The 17,404-nt window shown below is 48.8% G+C and carries 15 protein-coding genes; 13 read left to right on the top strand and 2 right to left on the bottom strand.

The features are described 5' to 3' along the window. Positions 1–868: 868 nt before the first annotated feature. Complete coding sequence (gene queG / locus C942_RS22750) at positions 869–2,002, bottom strand: tRNA epoxyqueuosine(34) reductase QueG (RefSeq protein ID WP_007470849.1); 1,134 nt, start codon at positions 2,000–2,002, stop codon at positions 869–871. A gap of 232 nt (positions 2,003–2,234) precedes the next feature. On the opposite strand from queG, the gene C942_RS22745 reads away from it, so the two are divergent. The 12 genes from C942_RS22745 (at position 2,235) to motX (ending at position 15,521) form a co-directional block, all read left to right on the top strand. Then, on the top strand, positions 2,235–3,722 hold the full coding sequence (locus tag C942_RS22745; RefSeq protein WP_007470847.1) for a bifunctional ADP-dependent NAD(P)H-hydrate dehydratase/NAD(P)H-hydrate epimerase: 1,488 nt from the start codon (positions 2,235–2,237) through the stop codon (positions 3,720–3,722). Between the two features lie 8 nt (positions 3,723–3,730). Continuing rightward, positions 3,731–4,195 (top strand): tRNA (adenosine(37)-N6)-threonylcarbamoyltransferase complex ATPase subunit type 1 TsaE, encoded by a 465-nt coding sequence (gene tsaE / locus C942_RS22740; protein ID WP_007470845.1) that lies wholly within the window; start codon positions 3,731–3,733, stop codon positions 4,193–4,195. Positions 4,196–4,200: 5 nt separating this feature from the next. Further along, positions 4,201–5,895, top strand: a complete 1,695-nt coding sequence (locus C942_RS22735; RefSeq protein ID WP_083882396.1) for a LysM peptidoglycan-binding domain-containing protein — start codon at positions 4,201–4,203, stop codon at positions 5,893–5,895. Between the two features lie 18 nt (positions 5,896–5,913). After that, entirely contained in the window at positions 5,914–8,091 is a 2,178-nt protein-coding gene (mutL, locus tag C942_RS22730; RefSeq protein ID WP_007470841.1) for a DNA mismatch repair endonuclease MutL, read from the top strand. After that, a complete protein-coding gene (gene miaA / locus C942_RS22725; protein WP_007470839.1) occupies positions 8,088–9,023 on the top strand; it encodes a tRNA (adenosine(37)-N6)-dimethylallyltransferase MiaA in 936 nt (311 codons plus the stop codon). The genes mutL and miaA overlap by 4 nt, the downstream gene beginning before the upstream one ends. A gap of 86 nt (positions 9,024–9,109) precedes the next feature. Further along, positions 9,110–9,379 (top strand): RNA chaperone Hfq, encoded by a 270-nt coding sequence (hfq, locus tag C942_RS22720; RefSeq protein ID WP_007470837.1) that lies wholly within the window; start codon positions 9,110–9,112, stop codon positions 9,377–9,379. Positions 9,380–9,405: 26 nt separating this feature from the next. Beyond that, positions 9,406–10,695 (top strand): ribosome rescue GTPase HflX, encoded by a 1,290-nt coding sequence (hflX, locus tag C942_RS22715; protein WP_007470835.1) that lies wholly within the window; start codon positions 9,406–9,408, stop codon positions 10,693–10,695. A 57-nt stretch (positions 10,696–10,752) separates the two neighbouring features. After that, positions 10,753–11,910: an FtsH protease activity modulator HflK gene (gene hflK, locus C942_RS22710; protein ID WP_007470833.1), complete on the top strand. Its 1,158-nt coding sequence runs from the start codon at positions 10,753–10,755 to the stop codon at positions 11,908–11,910. A 2-nt stretch (positions 11,911–11,912) separates the two neighbouring features. Then, positions 11,913–12,914: a protease modulator HflC gene (gene hflC / locus C942_RS22705; RefSeq protein ID WP_007470831.1), complete on the top strand. Its 1,002-nt coding sequence runs from the start codon at positions 11,913–11,915 to the stop codon at positions 12,912–12,914. A gap of 110 nt (positions 12,915–13,024) precedes the next feature. Then, positions 13,025–13,219 carry a DUF2065 domain-containing protein gene (locus tag C942_RS22700; protein WP_007470829.1) on the top strand — a complete coding sequence of 65 codons (195 nt, stop codon included), beginning with the start codon at positions 13,025–13,027 and terminating at the stop codon, positions 13,217–13,219. Positions 13,220–13,341: 122 nt separating this feature from the next. After that, positions 13,342–14,658 (top strand): adenylosuccinate synthase, encoded by a 1,317-nt coding sequence (locus C942_RS22695; protein WP_007470825.1) that lies wholly within the window; start codon positions 13,342–13,344, stop codon positions 14,656–14,658. A gap of 236 nt (positions 14,659–14,894) precedes the next feature. After that, entirely contained in the window at positions 14,895–15,521 is a 627-nt protein-coding gene (motX, locus tag C942_RS22690) for a flagellar protein MotX (protein ID WP_007470823.1), read from the top strand. Positions 15,522–15,628: 107 nt separating this feature from the next. On the opposite strand, the gene hmpA is transcribed toward motX, so the two are convergent. Beyond that, on the bottom strand, positions 15,629–16,813 hold the full coding sequence (hmpA, locus tag C942_RS22685) for an NO-inducible flavohemoprotein (RefSeq protein ID WP_007470822.1): 1,185 nt from the start codon (positions 16,811–16,813) through the stop codon (positions 15,629–15,631). 104 nt (positions 16,814–16,917) lie between these two features. Between hmpA and nsrR the strand changes: the two genes are divergently transcribed. Continuing rightward, on the top strand, positions 16,918–17,352 hold the full coding sequence (gene nsrR, locus C942_RS22680; RefSeq protein WP_007470820.1) for a nitric oxide-sensing transcriptional repressor NsrR: 435 nt from the start codon (positions 16,918–16,920) through the stop codon (positions 17,350–17,352). Positions 17,353–17,404: the final 52 nt, after the last annotated feature.

Here is a 17,404-nt window from a genome sequence, read left to right as displayed (position 1 = left end):
CCTCGTGTGTCGCTCCAATTTCTTCCGTCATCGTTTGTTAACGGTGAAACTACTACTGTGAAGTATTAGTCCTAATGTAGCATTCCTGAGTTATTCGACAATCGATAGCTTCGTGTGTTACCTCAAGTTTCATAGCTTAGGCTACTGGAAACCGTAAGAAGCAGCCGCTTCAAAGACAACATCAATCATCTAACACTGAGTCTGCCTTATAAGCTGGCTTTTTTTGTCTTAGCTGAACTTGGTGCTCTGTAGCCAATACCATAGCGTATTGGTGTCAAGTGACGACACATGCTCTTTAATCAAGTTGATACTGCAAGCCATGCCTTATCGGCTATAAAGGCGGTCTTAAAAGATCTGTGTATCGTATCTTCTCTTCATTATTCAGGTTAAATGCTTTGTTCAAGAGCGACTGCTTTTGAGGTTTTTCACCTGTTATCTGGATGAATTCAATTGTTAGTGCACAGACTTATCCACATGTCATAAACTGTGGGTAAGTCGGTTGATTACGTGTGCCGATGCCGTGTGAATAACTCTTCAGCTTGCAGCCAAACGATTAAATCCCTCATAATTACACTAAAAATATCAACAGCTCAAAGCCTTGATATATATGGCTTTTGTTGTTTTTATCCATAGTTTATATACAGCGCGATCAATATGGTGCTTCTTGGGATAACTGTTTTGATTGGCTACCCACAGGGCTGTGTTTAATATTTTGAACAAGGTTAATATTTGGCTGGTATGAAAATGTTTTCCACATTTTCCACTTAGCAGGATGACGTTCTCATTTTGTAGCGGAATACAAAATGGAGTACTTCTGAGCTGGCGTAATGATGTAGGCCGTTCGGCAGTCGATTCTTTTTAGGGTATGTTATGCGTCACGCGGAAGTCCCTTTTCCACAATTCGCACTAATCGTTTAGTTTTGGCAGGCAAAACGTCAATGACATTTGCTTTGCGCTTTTCCTCTTGCTTACAGATTGCCCATTGAAGGTGTACATCAAGTAGCTCATTTTCTCCGAGGCGTGCTTGTAGGGCGGTCAGAATATCGTCCTGATAAGGGGCATTGCCCATGGCAATAGTCAGGTTACGTAACCACTGGATATGACCAATGCGGCGAATTGCAGAGCCTTCAGTTTTTTTTAGAAACTCTTTTTCGGTCCATTGGAATAATTCATGCAGTGGTGGTTGGTTCAGGCTATCCCTGCAGTGGTAATCGGCTTCATCGGTAATGTTTGAGAAGCGGTTAAACGGGCATACCAGCTGACAGTCATCACAACCGTATATTCGGTTACCGATTGGTTCGCGAAATTCTTCCGGGATAATGCCGTCATATTCAATGGTTAGGTATGATATGCAGCGTCTGGCATCAATGACACCTTCTTCAATGATGGCACCGGTCGGACAGCTGGTTATGCAGGCCACACATTTCCCACATTGATTGTCAGCCGGTGTATCAACCGGTAAAGGTAAATCGACCAGTAGTTCACCAAGAAAAAACCATGACCCGGCTTCTTTATTGAGTATCAGGGAGTTTTTACCTGTCCAACCTAATCCGGCTTTTTGTGCCAGCGGTCGTTCCAGTATTGGAGCCGAATCGACAAAAGGGCGGTAACCGAACTGGCCGGTTTCCTGTTCAATTAATTGACCAAGACGCTTAAGGCGGTTGCGGATCAACTTATGATAGTCGCGGCCAAGCGAGTAGCGGCTGATATAGGCGGTATTCGGATTGTTGAGGCTTTGGGCAAAGCCGGCCTCCGGCGGTAAGTAATTCATCCTTACACTGATCACCCGGATAGTGCCGGGTAGTAGCTCTGCCGGGCGGGCTCTCATCATACCGTGGCGAGCCATCCAGTCCATGTCTCCGTGATAGCCTGCATCAAGCCAGCGCTGAAGTTGGGCTTCATGCTGTTGAAGATCAGTGTCGCTGATCCCCAACTGCTGAAAACCAAGCTCTTTACCCCATTGTTTTATCTTATGGGCTAGCTCGCTGTAGTCGATGCTCATAGGTTTGATTCACAGTATGGCTGAATAATCGGGGGCGGAAGTGTACCACAATCATCATGGCTTTCACGGATCCTTTTATTGATCTTCGCGAAGCGGGATCTCAGACAGGCAGTTAAGGTGCGTTGAGATATTGTGCCCGGCAGAAGTTTTGGGCAATATTTATGCATCATGCCTTTGGTTTACCCTGTCGCAGTCATCATCGTCTGCTTATAACTAACATTAGAGGTATTTCATGGAGACTTCACAGCTACCAGTTCGTCTTTATAAGGCCGATCAGGTTCGTCAGGGAGAGCAACTGGCTGCAAAAGCCATGCAGTTGGAAATGTATCAGTTAATGGAGCTAGCCGGACAGGCAGTGTTTGACGTATTGGTGCAGCAATTTCCTGAGGTGAAGTCGCTGTTAGTGTGTTCCGGAGGCGGGAATAACGGTGGTGACGGTTATATTGTGGCGCGTCTGGCTCGTGAATCTGGCATGGATGTGACTTTATGGCAACTGGGTGATGCCGGTAAACTGACCGGAGACGCGGCTTTGGCCCGTGATGCCTGGCTGGCGTGTGGCGGTGAGATTTGTCAGCCTCAGTCATCTATTCCGCCATCAACTGAAGTCGTGGTTGATGCGTTGCTCGGAACCGGGTTGAAAGGGCGGGTTCGAGGCGACTGTGCCGGGTTGATTCAGTTGATAAATGAATTTGCCTGCCCGGTGATGGCGGTGGATATTCCTTCCGGTTTGTGTGCTGATACCGGCGCAGAATTAGGCCCGGTGATCCGGGCTGAGGTAACGGTTACTTTCATCGGGATGAAGCAGGGTCTATGTACAGGCCAGGCCGCAAACTATACCGGTCAGCTCTGTTTTTCAGGCCTTGGGGTTGAAGCCGCTTTTGATGATAAATGTAAACCTGCCGTGATGCGGATCAGCCGAGATGAAGTGATCCGCTGTTTGCCGCCACGATTTCGTACAGCACATAAAGGTGATCATGGTCGAGTGTTGTGTGTTGGTGGTGATCTTGGAATGGCTGGTGCTATTCGACTGGCATCGGAAGCCTGTGCTCGGTGTGGTGCAGGCCTGACGGCAGTAATTACTCAACCTGACAATGTATTGTCAATTGTCGGGGCTAGACCTGAGATAATGGCGCAGGGCTGGCAGGATAAGGCCCACGAAATAACCCGGCGGCTGGACTGGGCTGATGTGGTTGTTATTGGCCCCGGGCTTGGTCAGAGTGACTGGAGCAAGGCTTTGTTGTTCCACTTTGAGTCAACTGAGAAAACCATGGTGGTGGATGCGGATGGATTGAACTTATTAGCCCTTTCACCAGACTATAAAAATAATCGTATAATAACGCCGCATCCGGGGGAGGCTGCCCGGTTACTGGGAACGACAGTAGCAGAGGTTGAAGCCGACCGCTTTGCTGCAGCACAATCGCTGCAACAGAAATTCGGTGGCGTTGTTGTACTGAAAGGAGCAGGTACGCTGATCTATGACGGACAGCAGTACTGGCTCTGCATGGCAGGCAACCCGGGCATGGCGACGGGTGGCATGGGGGATGTGCTTTCTGGCATTATCGGTGCGTTAGCCGGTCAGGGGCTGTCCTTGTCCGAAGCCGCTAGAGTTGGCGTTTGGATCCACAGTACTGCAGCTGATTTATGCGCCCTAGAGGGTGAACGGGGCGTGTTGGCCAGCGATCTATTTCCTTATATTCGACAATTAGTAAATCCAAGATAAAGATATCAATGCAAAAATTTGAAACTCTTCTTGCCGATGAGCAGGCAACAGTAGACTTTGGCCTGAAATTAGCACAAGCATGTCAGCAACAAACAACCATTTTTCTGCACGGAGATCTGGGGGCGGGGAAAACCACGTTCAGTCGCGGCTTTATCCGTGCTCTGGGCCATAACGGAAATGTAAAAAGTCCGACCTATACTCTGGTTGAACCTTACGAGCTGCCGCCGTGGCATGTTTACCATTTTGACCTGTATCGACTGGCTGATCCGGAAGAACTGGAATTTATGGGGATCCGTGATTATTTCACTGAAGATGCAATCTGCCTGGTTGAGTGGCCGGAAAAAGGTGAAGGGCTGTTGCCAGCTCCTGATCTGGAAATTGAAATGCGTTACAGCGGCGATCAGCGCAAAGCGACGATTACCGCAAATAATGAATATGGTCTAAATTTGATCAAGCGTTTGGAGTTGTGTTGATCAGGATGTCATCGCGGACTTTTTTTCATGTTTTGTTATTAGCAGGGACAGGATTGTTCAGTTCATTGGTGATGGCCAACGAGCTGAAGGGTATTCGTGTCTGGCCAGCACCCGATGAAACCCGGGTTGTGCTGGACGTACAGGATGCAGCTGCATTTTCTTATTTTACCTTGACCAAGCCGGATCGACTGGTTGTCGATCTTAAGAAAACTTCGCTGAAGACGAAGCTGCCGCTCACGGTTAAAGACAGTGCCGTGCTAAAAAAGATCCGCAGCAGTAGTCCTCCAGAAAAGGGCACTTACCGTCTGGTTTTTGAAACCAAGGCGGGGGTGAACCCGACTATTTTCAAATTGGCACCGACTCCGGATGGCCACTACGGCCACCGTTTGGTATTGGATTTACCGCATAGCAAGAAGCTGGTAAAGACGCAGGTACTGAAGCCAAAGAAGTCGGTGACAGAAAACAAGAAAGCCGTGTTGCCTTATGGCACGGACGATATTGTGGTTGCTGTTGATGCCGGCCATGGCGGGGAAGATCCCGGTTCTATTGGTCCGAGCAAAAAATATGAGAAGAATGTCACCATGGACATTGCCAGGAAGGTTGCAGCGAAAATCGATGCAACACCGGGCATGAAAGCGGTACTGACCCGTCGTGGTGACTACTTTGTTAATCTCAATAAGCGCTCGGAGATTGCCCGTAAGTACAAAGCACACCTGTTAGTTTCTATCCATGCCGATGGTTTCCATAAGCCGCAACCGCGCGGAGCGTCGGTATGGGTGCTCAATACACGCCGGGCCAACAGTGAGATTGGTCGTTGGCTGGAGCAGCATGAGAAGCAGTCTGAATTACTTGGTGGCGGCGATGTGCTGTCCGGGGATCACGATGACCAGTACCTCAGCATGGCGGTGTTGGACTTACAGTTCAGCCACTCCCAGAAAGAAGGCTACGACGTAGCGTCTCGTGTCCTGAAAGAGCTGAGCAAAATCACTACACTGCACAAGAGTAAGCCGGAGCACGCCAGCCTGGCGGTATTAAAATCGCCGGATATCCCGTCGTTGTTAGTTGAAACCGGGTTTATTACTAACCCGAAGGAAGAGCGCCTGCTGAATTCCCGTGCTCACCAGAGCAAACTGGCAAATGCAGTATATAAAGGGGTATTGAGTTACTTTAATGCCAAGCCACCGGAAGGTACGTTGTTTGCGTCCAGGAAAAATGGCATCAAGCATAAGGTCACTTCGGGCCAGTCGCTTAGCATTATTGCCGCCAAATACGGGACGTCGGTGTCGAACCTGAAGCATGCGAATAATCTTCGCAGTAATACCTTGAAAGTAGGTCAGGTACTGGTGATTCCGGGCGGGGTGGCAGTTGCGTCTACCCGCTCAGCGAAATCTGTAGTGAAAACCGTGAATCACACGGTGAAACGTGGTGAATATCTTGGCAAAATAGCGGTAGACTATGGTGTGTCGGTTGCCAGTATCCGAAGCCTGAACAAGCTGCATTCTGATGAGCTGGCGGTGGGCCAGAAACTTAAGATCAACGGCCGTAACCTTAAGCCTATCCAGCATACAGTCCAGCGTGGCGAATTCCTGGGTAAGATTGCATCCCGTTACGGGACCAGTGTTGCGAGTATTCGCGAGGCCAATAAACTGCGTTCCGATACCCTGGCGGTCGGCCAAAAGCTGACGATTCCCAGAAGTTAATCCGACTAGAAGTGCATTATGCCTATTCAGATTTTGCCAGCCCGTCTGGCAAACCAAATTGCTGCCGGTGAAGTTGTTGAGCGCCCCGCTTCGGTAGTGAAAGAGCTGGTAGAAAACAGCTTGGATGCTGGTGCAACCCGTATCGATATTGATATCGATAAGGGCGGCAGCCGGACGATTCGCATTCGTGATAACGGTAAGGGGATTTCGAAAGATGAACTGGGCTTGGCCCTGAGTCGTCATGCCACTTCGAAGATCTCAACACTGGATGATCTGGAAGCAATCATGAGCCTCGGTTTTCGCGGTGAGGCGTTGGCGAGTATCAGTTCTGTTTCCCGCCTGACGCTGACGTCGAAAACGGCAGAGCAGGAAGAAGCTTGGTCTGCTTATGCCGAAGGGCGCGACATGGATGTGAAGCTGAAACCGGCTGCGCATCCGGTCGGTACAACACTGGAAGTGCTGGATCTGTTTTTCAACACTCCGGCCCGGCGTAAGTTTCTGCGCACCGAGAAAACCGAGTTTGGCCATATTGATGAGCTGCTCAAGCGAATCGCCCTGAGTCGGTTTGATGTCACGATCAACCTGCGTCATAACGGCAAAGTGATCCGCCAATACCGGGCTGCCCAGACCCAGGTACAAAAAGAGCGTCGTTTGGCCGCGGTTTGTGGCAGTAATTTCCTTAACCATGCTCTGGCCGTTGAGCTGGCTCATGGCGATCTTAAGCTGTCCGGCTGGATTTGCAGTCCGCAAGGTGCCAGGGCGCAAAATGACATCCAGTACTGCTACGTTAATGGCCGGATGATGAAAGATAAGCTCATCAACCACGCTATACGTCAGGCGTATGAAACCAGCCTGAATCCGGATCAGTACGCGGCTTATGTCCTGTTTATCGAAGTGGACCCACACCAAGTTGATGTTAACGTTCACCCGGCCAAACATGAGGTACGTTTCCATCAGGCTCGTTTGGTTCATGATTTTATTTTGCAGGGGCTGCAAAGTGCCCTACAGCAAAGTCAGCTTGATATGGGTGAACAGGTTTATCAACCTGCTCAGCGCGCCAGCGCGGCAGCCTCTGTGGTAACAAATCCTGCTGGTTATGATGCATCGGAAAACCAGATTGCTGAGCCGTCTCCTTTGATGACCGCTGTGGCACAGACACCGGATTATCCCAATAAAGCCAGTCCAAGTGAGTGGTTACCAACTTCGGAAAATTCCGATTTTCCACGCCGTCGGGATGGTAATAGCGATAGCCGTGAGAAAACGGGTAGTTATAACTTGGGTGATGATAACTCCGGATCTCGTTATTCAGGTGCCAACCACTCAAGCTCAGGTGCTAACTACTCAGGTCATAATCGCTCAGCCGGGCAGAATTATGCTGGTAGTGGCGCATCAGCAGTCAGATCTGGCGGATCACAACCTCGTCATTCCCAACATTACGGCAATGAAGCACCGTCTAAAAAAGAAGTCAGTGCTTACCAGCAATTAATGCAGACGCCGCAGATGGATGAGATTGACTCTGTTGTGCCACAGGTTCAGACTCCGCAGATGCCGGAACGTTATGAACTGGCTCCGGCAAAACCATCGTTTGCTGCGCCGGTAAAGCAGAACGCTATCGATTCGAGTTGCGGTGTTGGTCTGGGTAAAGCGCTTTGTCTGTTTGAGCAACGTTTTTTGCTGCTTAGCCGTGATGACGGTGTGTTTGTTTTGTCACTGGACTATGCCCAGCGCCTGCGCAATAAGGGACAACTGCGCCTGGCTGCAAGCGAAGGGCTCAAACCTCAGCCGTTGTTGATCCCGCATTCGATCCCTGTTGAGCCAGGCATGATAGAATGTGCCGAACAACATGCGCAACTGCTGAAACAGTTGGGTATTCAATTAAAGGCCAAGGGCCGGAACGGGCTGATTATTATGTCGGTCTGCCTGCCGCTTCGGCAGCAAAACCTGCAACAGCTGATCCCGGCCTTGCTGGGTTACCTGGCTTCGGTGGCCGAGGACCAGGAAGTTCAGGGATGGGATAAGTTACTGGACTGGTTAGCATCACAATTAGTGCTCCCAACCGATGCATTCAGTTTGTCACAGGCGATTCAGCTGGTGACTGAGCTGGAGCAGTTATGGGGGGAGACACTTGAAGACTATTATCAAAACTTGTTGCGTCCGGTTGATGTCGGTGCAGCAATAGAAGCATTTAATTTATGAGTAAGCCACTACCTCAGGCCATTTTTTTAATGGGACCGACCGCATCGGGAAAAACAGATCTGGCAATAAGATTGCGTCAGCAACTCCCGGTAGAGTTGATAAGTGTTGATTCAGCCCTTATCTATAAAGGAATGGATATTGGTACCGCTAAGCCGGACGAGCAGGAACTTTCCCTCGCTCCTCACCGTCTTATCGATATTCGTGATCCAGCGCAAAGTTATTCGGCTGCAGACTTTCGTGCTGATGCACTGAAAGAAATGGCTGATATAGTTGCAGCAGGACGTATTCCTTTGTTGGTTGGTGGTACTATGCTTTACTTCAAGGCTCTACTTGAAGGATTGTCACCACTGCCGGCAGCGGATCCGGCGATCCGGGCAGAGATTGAGCGTGAGGCCCAGGAAAAGGGCTGGCAGGCTTTGCATGACGAGTTAGTGCGTATTGATCCTGTATCCGGAGCACGAATTCATCCCAATGATCCGCAGCGCTTGTCTCGGGCATTGGAAGTTTTCCGTATTTCAGGTAAAACTTTAACTGAGCTGACGAAAACACAGGGTGAATCTTTACCATATAAGGTTCACCAGTTTGCAATTACACCCAAGGATAGGGCTGTCCTGCATCAGAGAATCGAGCAACGTTTTGACAACATGATCGAAGCTGGCTTTGAACAGGAAGTTCGAGCTTTGTATGACCGTGGTGATCTTCACCCCGATCTGCCCTCGATCCGTTGCGTTGGCTATCGACAGATGTGGGATTATTTGGACGGGAGCTGCAATTTGGACGAAGCGGTTTTTCGCGGAATCTGTGCTACCCGTCAATTGGCTAAGCGTCAAATTACCTGGCTTCGCAGCTGGAAAGATTTGACGTGGTTGGATAGCAGTGATGTGGATACATCGTTACAAACCGTCACAAACTCAATTAGATGTGACGTTTGATTAGCGTGTATACTCTCACTGTTTTGCGTATTTTTAATTTTTGTTCGTTGCTAACTACAACTACAAACAAATAAGGAAAAGAAATAATGGCTAAGGGGCAATCTCTACAAGACCCGTTTTTGAATGCGCTGCGTCGTGAAAGAATCCCGGTCTCTATTTACCTGGTAAACGGCATTAAGCTACAAGGCCAGATTGAATCTTTCGATCAGTTCGTGATCCTACTGAAGAACACTGTGAACCAGATGGTATACAAGCACGCGATCTCGACTGTGGTTCCTGCTCGTCCGGTTAACCACCATCACGCAGGTGAGCGTCAGGCTCCTGCTGAGCGTTCTCAGGAAAAAACTGAAGAATAATCGTTCTTCAATAAGGAGTTGATTGCTTGTTTGACCGTTATGAAGCCGGTGAGCAGGCGATTCTTGTTCATATCAACTTCACGCAAGAAGGGGAATGGGAAGACTTAAGCGAGTTTGAAATGCTGGTCTCCTCGGCGGGAGTGAATACGCTACGTGTGGTAACAGGTAGTCGTAAAACTCCCCACCCTAAGTATTATGTGGGAGAAGGTAAAGCACAGGAAATTGCCGACGCGGTACGGGCTGAAGAAGCCGAGATTGTCATTTTCAACCACTCCCTCTCTCCAGCGCAAGAGCGTAACTTGGAGCGCATTTGCAAATGTAGGGTGTTAGACCGAACCGGTCTGATCCTTGATATCTTTGCCCAGCGCGCACGAACCCACGAAGGTAAGCTGCAGGTTGAGCTAGCCCAACTTCGCCACATTTCTACTCGATTGATCCGCGGTTGGACCCACCTTGAACGACAGAAAGGTGGTATTGGCTTGCGTGGTCCGGGTGAAACTCAGTTGGAAACAGACCGCCGTCTGTTGCGGGATCGAATTAAAACCATATTGCGCCGATTGGAAAAAGTGTCTAAGCAGCGGGAGCAGGGACGTCGGGCTCGAAATCGGGCTGAAATTCCGACTATCTCTCTGGTGGGTTACACCAACGCCGGGAAGTCTACCTTGTTTAACCGGGTGACGGATGCCGGGGTATATGCAGCTGATCAGCTGTTTGCAACCTTGGATCCGACTCTGCGGAAGATCGATGTTGCGGATGTCGGTGCAACGATTCTGGCGGATACCGTTGGGTTCATTCGTCACTTGCCACATGATTTGGTAGCGGCGTTTAAAGCCACACTGAAAGAAACGCAGGATGCAACTTTGCTGCTGCATGTGGTCGATGCCAGCGATGATCGTTTCCGTGAAAATATTGATGCGGTAAATGAGGTGCTGGAAGAGATCGACGCATCAGAAGTGCCGATGCTGGTAGTGATGAACAAGATCGACAACCTGGAAGATGCGGAACCTCGAATTGAACGAGATGAGGATGGCATTCCTCGTCGAGTCTGGGTTTCTGCGATGGAAGGGCTAGGGATCGACCTGCTTTTTGAAGCCCTCACTGAACGCCTGTCCGGCACAATGGTGAAGCATACACTGCGATTGCCGCCGCATATGATTGGTCGTTACCGCAGCAAGTTTTATCAGCTTGGATGTATCTTGCGCGAAGAATATGAATCTGATGGCAGCCTGACGATTGATATTCGCCTGCCAATGACAGAGTGGTCTCGGTTACAAAAAAGAGAAAGTACTTCGTTAGATGACTTTATCGTTGCTTAATGGACTGCTAGAGTAATAAAAAAAACTGTCGTCATATCATATTGATGGAGTTCTATAATGGCGTGGAATGAGCCTGGAAACAACGGCGGCCGTGATAAAGACCCTTGGGGGAATAATAATCGCGGTGGTCGTGATCAAGGTCCGCCGGATCTCGATGAAGTTTTTTCAAAACTGAGTCGTAAATTCGGTGGTATTTTTGGGAATAAGCGAGGACCTTCGACTGGCGGCAGTGCTGTCGGATTGGGGGCGTTGGCCGTAATTGCTGCAGCTGTATGGGCATTTTCGGGTTTCTATACGATTGGCGAAGCGGAACGTGGTGTTGTACTTCGTTTCGGTAAGTTCTATGAAATTGTCGATCCGGGTCTGAACTGGAAACCAACTTTCGTTGATAAAGTGGAAGCTGTAAACGTACAGGCGATCCGTTCGCTGCGTAGCTCTGGCTTGATGCTGACGAAAGATGAAAACGTACTGAAAGTTGAGATGGACGTCCAGTACCGTGTTTCTGAACCTAAGAAGTACCTGTATAGCGTAACGAATGCTGATGATAGCCTGCGTCAGGCTACTGACTCTGCACTGCGTGCAGTGATCGGTGACTCGACAATGGACGAAGCTCTGACAACGGGCCGTCAAACGATCCGTGCTAACACACAGGAAGCAATTGACAAGATCATCCAGAAGTACGATATGGGTATCTTGGTTGTCGACGTGAACTTCCAGTCAGCACGTCCACCGGAAGCAGTAAAAGATGCATTTGATGATGCGATTGCTGCTCGAGAGGATGAGGAACGTTTTGTTCGTGAAGCAGAAGCTTACAGCAACGACATCTTGCCGAAGGCAACCGGTCGTGCTGAGCGTCTGAAGAAAGAAGCTCAGGGTTACTCTGAAAAGGTTGTTAACGGTGCACTTGGTGAAGTGGCTCAGTTTGAAAAGCTGCTACCTCAGTACCTGGCTGCGCAAGAAGTAACACGCAATCGTCTGTACCTGGAAACGATGGAACGCGTTTACGGCAATACCAGCAAAGTGATGATTGACTCTAACTCTAGCGGCAACCTGCTTTATCTGCCTTTGGATAAGCTGATCTCCCCTTCGGAGCGCAGTGCACAACCGAAGAGCAGCACATCAAGCAGTTCGTTCGGTATTGAGCTGGAAAAAGTTGAAACAGCGCCGGTAACGACGTCACCACGTCCGGATACTGGTCGTCAGGGGAGATATTAATTATGCGTAAGTTAATGATCCCGGTGATTGTCATCTTTGTTGCTACCCTGCTGATGTCGATGTTTGTCGTTCAGGAAGGTGAGCGCGGTATCGTGGTACGTTTCGGTCGTATTCTGAAAGATGATAACACCGAAATTGCACGTATCTACGAACCAGGCCTGCACTTCAAGGTGCCGGTATTTGACCGTGTTCGTATGCTTGATGCTCGTATCCAGACTATGGATGACCAAGCTGACCGTTTCGTAACGGCTGAGAAAAAAGACGTTATCATCGATACCTACGTGAAGTGGCGTATCGAAGACTTCGGCCAGTACTACCTGAGTACCGGTGGTGGTGATGCTTCTACAGCTGAGGCTCTGCTGAAACGTAAAGTGGTTGATAGTCTGCGTGCTGAAATCGGTTCGCGTGAAATTAAGCAGATTGTGTCTGGTCCGGATCGTGGTAAGCAGGTCGATGCTAACGCAGTTGCTTCTGATGAAAGCGATGCGCCGGCAACAGAAATCGTTGCAGAAGTCGCTCCTCGTAAAGAGGTTGAAGGCCAGCGCGACGAAATCATGGATAATGTACTTGCTGATATCCAGATTAGTGCGGCTAAAGACTTGGGTGTTGCAGTAGTTGATTTCCGAATGAAGAAAATTAACCTGCCGGATGAGATCAGTGAGTCTATCTACCGTCGTATGCGTGCTGAACGTGAATCAGTTGCTCGTAAGCACCGTTCGCAAGGCCGTGAGAAGGCAGAAGTAATTCGTGCTCAGTCTGAGCTGGAAGTCGCTAAGATTCTGGCTGCAGCTGATCGTGAAGCTCGTGTTCTTCGAGGCTCGGCTGATGCGAAGTCTGCTGAAATTTACTCTGCAGCATTCAATAAGAACCCGGAATTCTTTGACTTCCTGCGTTCATTGAAAGCATACGAGAATAGCTTCAAGTCGAAGAGTGACATTCTGGTTGTTGACCCGAACAGTGACTTCTTCAAGTACATGAAAGATGCTAACGGTGTTGCTAACTAACCAGTAGCTATCTGAATTGAAAGACAAGGCTTCGGCCTTGTCTTTTTTTTTGCCGTTATATAATAATTTTCGCGAGACCGGGCTGTGATTCCGGCATAAGGAAAGAACAAATGAGTAAAGCTATTTGGCTGGCATTGGGCCTGGTGTTGATTTTTGAAGGCTTGGGCCCATTGCTTGCGCCACGCGGCTGGCGGGAAATGGTGAGTCAGCTTAGCCAGCAGAATGACAACACTTTGCGGCGCATTGGCGGTTGCTTGGTGGTGGCGGGCAGTGTGATTGCTTATATGATGTACACTAGTATGTAAATTCTGGTTGCACGATATCGTGATGCGGTACCAGTCGAAAAGCTGCCTATGGTTAAAAAATGACTGCAACGCGGCCTTTAAGGTGCTAGAATCCCTTTTTAACTACTGATAGACGAAGAAAGATGGCAAATAATGTAGTCGTTCTTGGCACCCAGTGGGGTGACGAAGGTAAGGGTAAGATCGTTGATCTTTTGACCGAAGATGCAAAATATGTAGTGCGCTACCAAGGTGGCCACAACGCTGGTCACACCCTTGTCATTGACGGTGAAAAAACTGTCCTTCACCTGATCCCATCAGGTATCCTGCGTGACAACGTTAAATGTATCATCGGTAACGGTGTTGTACTTTCTCCAGATGCTCTGATGAAAGAAATGGGCCCACTTGAAGAACGTGGTATCCCAGTTCGTGAACGCCTGTTCCTGTCAGAAGCTTGTCCGCTAATCCTTCCATACCACATCGCTCTAGACCAGGCTCGTGAAGTTGCTCGCGGTAAGAAAGCGATCGGTACAACTGGCCGTGGTATCGGCCCAGCTTACGAAGATAAAGTTGCTCGTCGTGGCCTGCGTGTTGGCGACCTGTTCGACAAAGAAGCATTTGCTGAGAAGCTTAAAGAAGTTATGGCTTTCCACAACTTCCAGCTTGAGCACTACTACAATGCAGAGCCTGTAAGCTACGAAGAAGTTCTGGAAAACATCATGGCGCAAGCTGATGTTCTGACTTCTATGGTTATCGACGTAACTAAAGAACTTGATGACGCGCGTCAGCGTGGCGACAAGATCATGTTCGAAGGTGCGCAAGGTACTCTTCTAGACATCGACCACGGTACTTACCCGTATGTAACTTCTTCTAACACTACTGCTGGTGGTGTTGCTGCAGGTTCTGGTTTTGGTCCTCGTCACCTGGGTTACATCTTGGGTATCGCGAAAGCATACTGCACACGTGTTGGTGCAGGCCCATTCCCAACTGAGCTATACGATGGTCAAGATAAGCAAGACCCAGTTGGTAAGCACCTAGGTGAAGTAGGTAACGAGTTTGGCGCTACTACTGGTCGTCTACGTCGTACTGGTTGGTTCGATGCAGTAGCTATGCGTCGTGCTATTCAGATCAACTCTATCTCAGGCTTCTGTCTAACCAAGCTAGACGTACTAGATGGCCTGGAAGAGATCAAGATCTGTACTGGTTACAAGACTAAAGATGGCGAAATCCTAGAAGTGTCTCCAATGGCGGCAGACGCTTACGAAAACATCGAGCCAATCTACGAAACCGTACCTGGCTGGTCTGAAAACACATTCGGTGCTAAGTCTCTAGATGCGCTTCCGCAAGCGGCACTAGATTACATCGCTCGCATCGAAGAGCTAACTGGTGTGCCAGTTGACATCATCTCAACAGGCCCAGACCGTAACGAAACTATCATCAAGGTTCACCCATACGGTGAATAATCATCGCCTTTGATGACGTTCGATAAAAACCAACCCTCCGGGGTTGGTTTTTTTATGCCTCTTTGCCGGGAGGCAAGTAAAGATACTGATCCCAAATATTGAAAAAACATTTGTATCAATAGCTTGGCTGTGCCAAATATTCAAGCGGCAATAGATTGCCGTTTTTTTGGTAAAAGAGGTTAAAGTCTGTTTTGCCCTTGCCGATAAGTTAACTACGGTTCAACTGAGATTAGTTCATGAAACTGCGTAAACTGCTTCTTTTAACATTGCTGGCAGCGGCACCCGCTTATGCATTAGAGGATGTAGGCGATGCAGTACCTGTTTATACCGATGGTGAACTGATCCGTTTGTTTGAATCCAATAGTCATCTTCAGCGGGTAAAGGCTGATGAATGTCAGCTGGTCCAGGATATTGAAGCACGGGCACAGCGGGTAGAGTCCCCGTCTTATCAGTTTTTGTATGGCGATATGCTGGCCTGGGGCGTTTGTGTTGATCGTGATGTTGAACTGGGTGTTTATTACATGCAGTCGGCAGCTCATCAGGGCTCGCCAGCCGCTCTTGAACAACTGGGGCGTTATTATGCGACCGGCACTCTGGTCCAGCAGGATCGTGAGCGGGCAATTCCGTATCTGCGTGAAGCTGCAGCCATGGGCAATGTTGATGCTCGCATTCAGTTAGCTGAGCTGTTGCTCAGTAACTACGGTAGTCCGTTGGATTTTGAAGATGCCTATCGTTGGCTATACAACACGGTGACAGCTAGTAGCTCGGTGCACAGTAAGATCACCAAACTGCGTCGTGGCCTGGAAAATCGCATGCCGGCCAATGTGATTGCCAGGGCAAAGCGACGGGACGTATTTTGGTAGGCATGAGCGTTAGTGCTACCACAAGATGAACAATAAAAGAGAGGCCAGTTGGCCTCTCTTTGCGTTTCTACTGCATATATTTCGTTTTCACATTTTGCTTCTTAGTATTAAAGAACCTTATGCGGGCCGAAGCACTCATAGTGTAGATGTGATTCGGGCACTCCCATATCGATGAGCTGCTTGGCAATGTATTGCATGAAACCAATCGGACCGCAGAAATAGTAGTGCATGTCCGGAATTGTCAGCTGGGTTGTGAGTTGTTTGAGATCCATCAGTCCTGCATGTTGGTAATCTTCACCTGGACGATCGGAGTCCTGAGGCTGGTGATACCAGGTAGTGGCACTGATGTGCTGATGATGTTTCGCCAAGTTTGTGATGTGGTCTTTGAAGGCGTGATGGTGACCGTTTTCTGCTGCATGCAACCAGTGGACTTCAGCTTGGTGAGCCGTCAGGCTTTCCAGCATCGACAGGGTTGGTGTTAAGCCGACACCACCGGAGATTAATGCGACTGGTGTTGTCGGTTCTATATCTAGGAAGAAGTCGCCGGCAGGCGGGGCTAGCCTGACTTTGTCACCGACCTGTAGCTTATTGTGCAGATAATTGGAAACTTTGCCGTTTTCTTCGCGCTTGACTGAGATCCGGTAGCTGTCATGGCACGGAGCGCCGGACAGGCTGTACTGGCGGATCTCCTGGTACTCAAATCCTTCCGGTTTAAGGTAGATCCCGAGATATTGGCCGGGCTTGAATGTCGCAACTGGCTTGTTATCAACCGGCTTGAAAATGAAGCTGGTGATCTCATTGCTTTCCTGCGTTTTTTCTATAATTTCAAACTCGCGGGTACCGCGCCATCCGCCTTCCCGTTTTTCATTTTCCTGATAGATACTCTCTTCACGTTGGATGAATATATCGGCCAGCACGCCGTATGCTTCTCCCCACGCATCCAGAACCTCCTGTTCCGGCGAGAATAATTCATCAATGGTAGCCAGCAAGTGGTGACCGACAATGGCATATTGCTCCGCGGTGATCATAAAGCTGGTATGTTTATGCGCGATTTTTTCTACTGCCGGTAATAACACGGCAAGATTGTCGATGTTGTTGGCATAAGCACAAATAGCGTTGAACAAGGCTTCGCGCTGGTCGCCGTTACGCTGGTTACTCATGTTGAAAATATCTTTCAGCTCAGGATTATGGCTGAACATACGTTGGTAAAAATGGGCGGTAAGGGCCGGGCCGGTTTGTGCCAGCAGCGGAGCAGTGGCTTTAATTGTATTGATGGTATTTTGACTAATCATTACTTTCTCATTAATAGTTGTATTTATAATGCATCTTATAACTTGTATATGATCTGTATCTTTTAGTCAATAACGCGATTAAAATGGCGGCAGGAGGAGTTATTGTGCAACTGACAAGTTTTACCGATTACGGCTTGCGGGCCCTGATTTACCTGGCAACGTTACCTGAAGGGGAGTTGGCCAGTATTTCGAAAGTGACCGAGATTTATAACGTGTCACGTAACCATATGGTCAAAATTATCAATAAATTAGGCCAGTTGGGTTACGTTGAAACCGTGCGTGGTAAAAATGGCGGTATCCGTCTAGGTATGCCTGCTGACAAAATTGTCATTGGCGATGTGGTACGCGCGATCGAGCCGCTGCAGATTGTGAACTGCAGTCCGGAGTTTTGCCATATCACCCCGGCTTGCCGGTTGAAAGGGATTTTTGACGCAGCAAGAACAGCATTTTTAGCTGAACTGGACAAACATACTCTGGCAAGTGTGATTGATGATAACTCACCGCTTCGGGTTTTGCTGGATCAACCTGCTGCCTCATAACTGAGCCAACCAATAACTTCTTAAGTTGTTCTGTGGAGTAAAGAAATTGAAC

This window comes from Photobacterium marinum (assembly GCF_000331515.1).
In the GTDB taxonomy this organism is placed as follows: Bacteria; Pseudomonadota; Gammaproteobacteria; order Enterobacterales; family Vibrionaceae; genus Photobacterium; species Photobacterium marinum.
Note: the sequence above shows the minus strand (reverse complement) of the source record. Positions and strands in the feature narration are given on the sequence as shown.

Coding starts and splice junctions, on each gene's coding strand:
- hmpA (WP_007470822.1), bottom strand. CDS start 16,813: ATGATTAGTCAAAATACCATCAATACAATTAAAGCCACTGCTCCGCTG.
- hfq (WP_007470837.1), top strand. CDS start 9,110: ATGGCTAAGGGGCAATCTCTACAAGACCCGTTTTTGAATGCGCTGCGT.
- tsaE (WP_007470845.1), top strand. CDS start 3,731: ATGCAAAAATTTGAAACTCTTCTTGCCGATGAGCAGGCAACAGTAGAC.
- C942_RS22695 (WP_007470825.1), top strand. CDS start 13,342: ATGGCAAATAATGTAGTCGTTCTTGGCACCCAGTGGGGTGACGAAGGT.
- motX (WP_007470823.1), top strand. CDS start 14,895: ATGAAACTGCGTAAACTGCTTCTTTTAACATTGCTGGCAGCGGCACCC.
- C942_RS22745 (WP_007470847.1), top strand. CDS start 2,235: ATGGAGACTTCACAGCTACCAGTTCGTCTTTATAAGGCCGATCAGGTT.
- C942_RS22735 (WP_083882396.1), top strand. CDS start 4,201: ATGTCATCGCGGACTTTTTTTCATGTTTTGTTATTAGCAGGGACAGGA.
- miaA (WP_007470839.1), top strand. CDS start 8,088: ATGAGTAAGCCACTACCTCAGGCCATTTTTTTAATGGGACCGACCGCA.
- C942_RS22700 (WP_007470829.1), top strand. CDS start 13,025: ATGAGTAAAGCTATTTGGCTGGCATTGGGCCTGGTGTTGATTTTTGAA.
- mutL (WP_007470841.1), top strand. CDS start 5,914: ATGCCTATTCAGATTTTGCCAGCCCGTCTGGCAAACCAAATTGCTGCC.
- hflC (WP_007470831.1), top strand. CDS start 11,913: ATGCGTAAGTTAATGATCCCGGTGATTGTCATCTTTGTTGCTACCCTG.
- queG (WP_007470849.1), bottom strand. CDS start 2,002: ATGAGCATCGACTACAGCGAGCTAGCCCATAAGATAAAACAATGGGGT.
- hflK (WP_007470833.1), top strand. CDS start 10,753: ATGGCGTGGAATGAGCCTGGAAACAACGGCGGCCGTGATAAAGACCCT.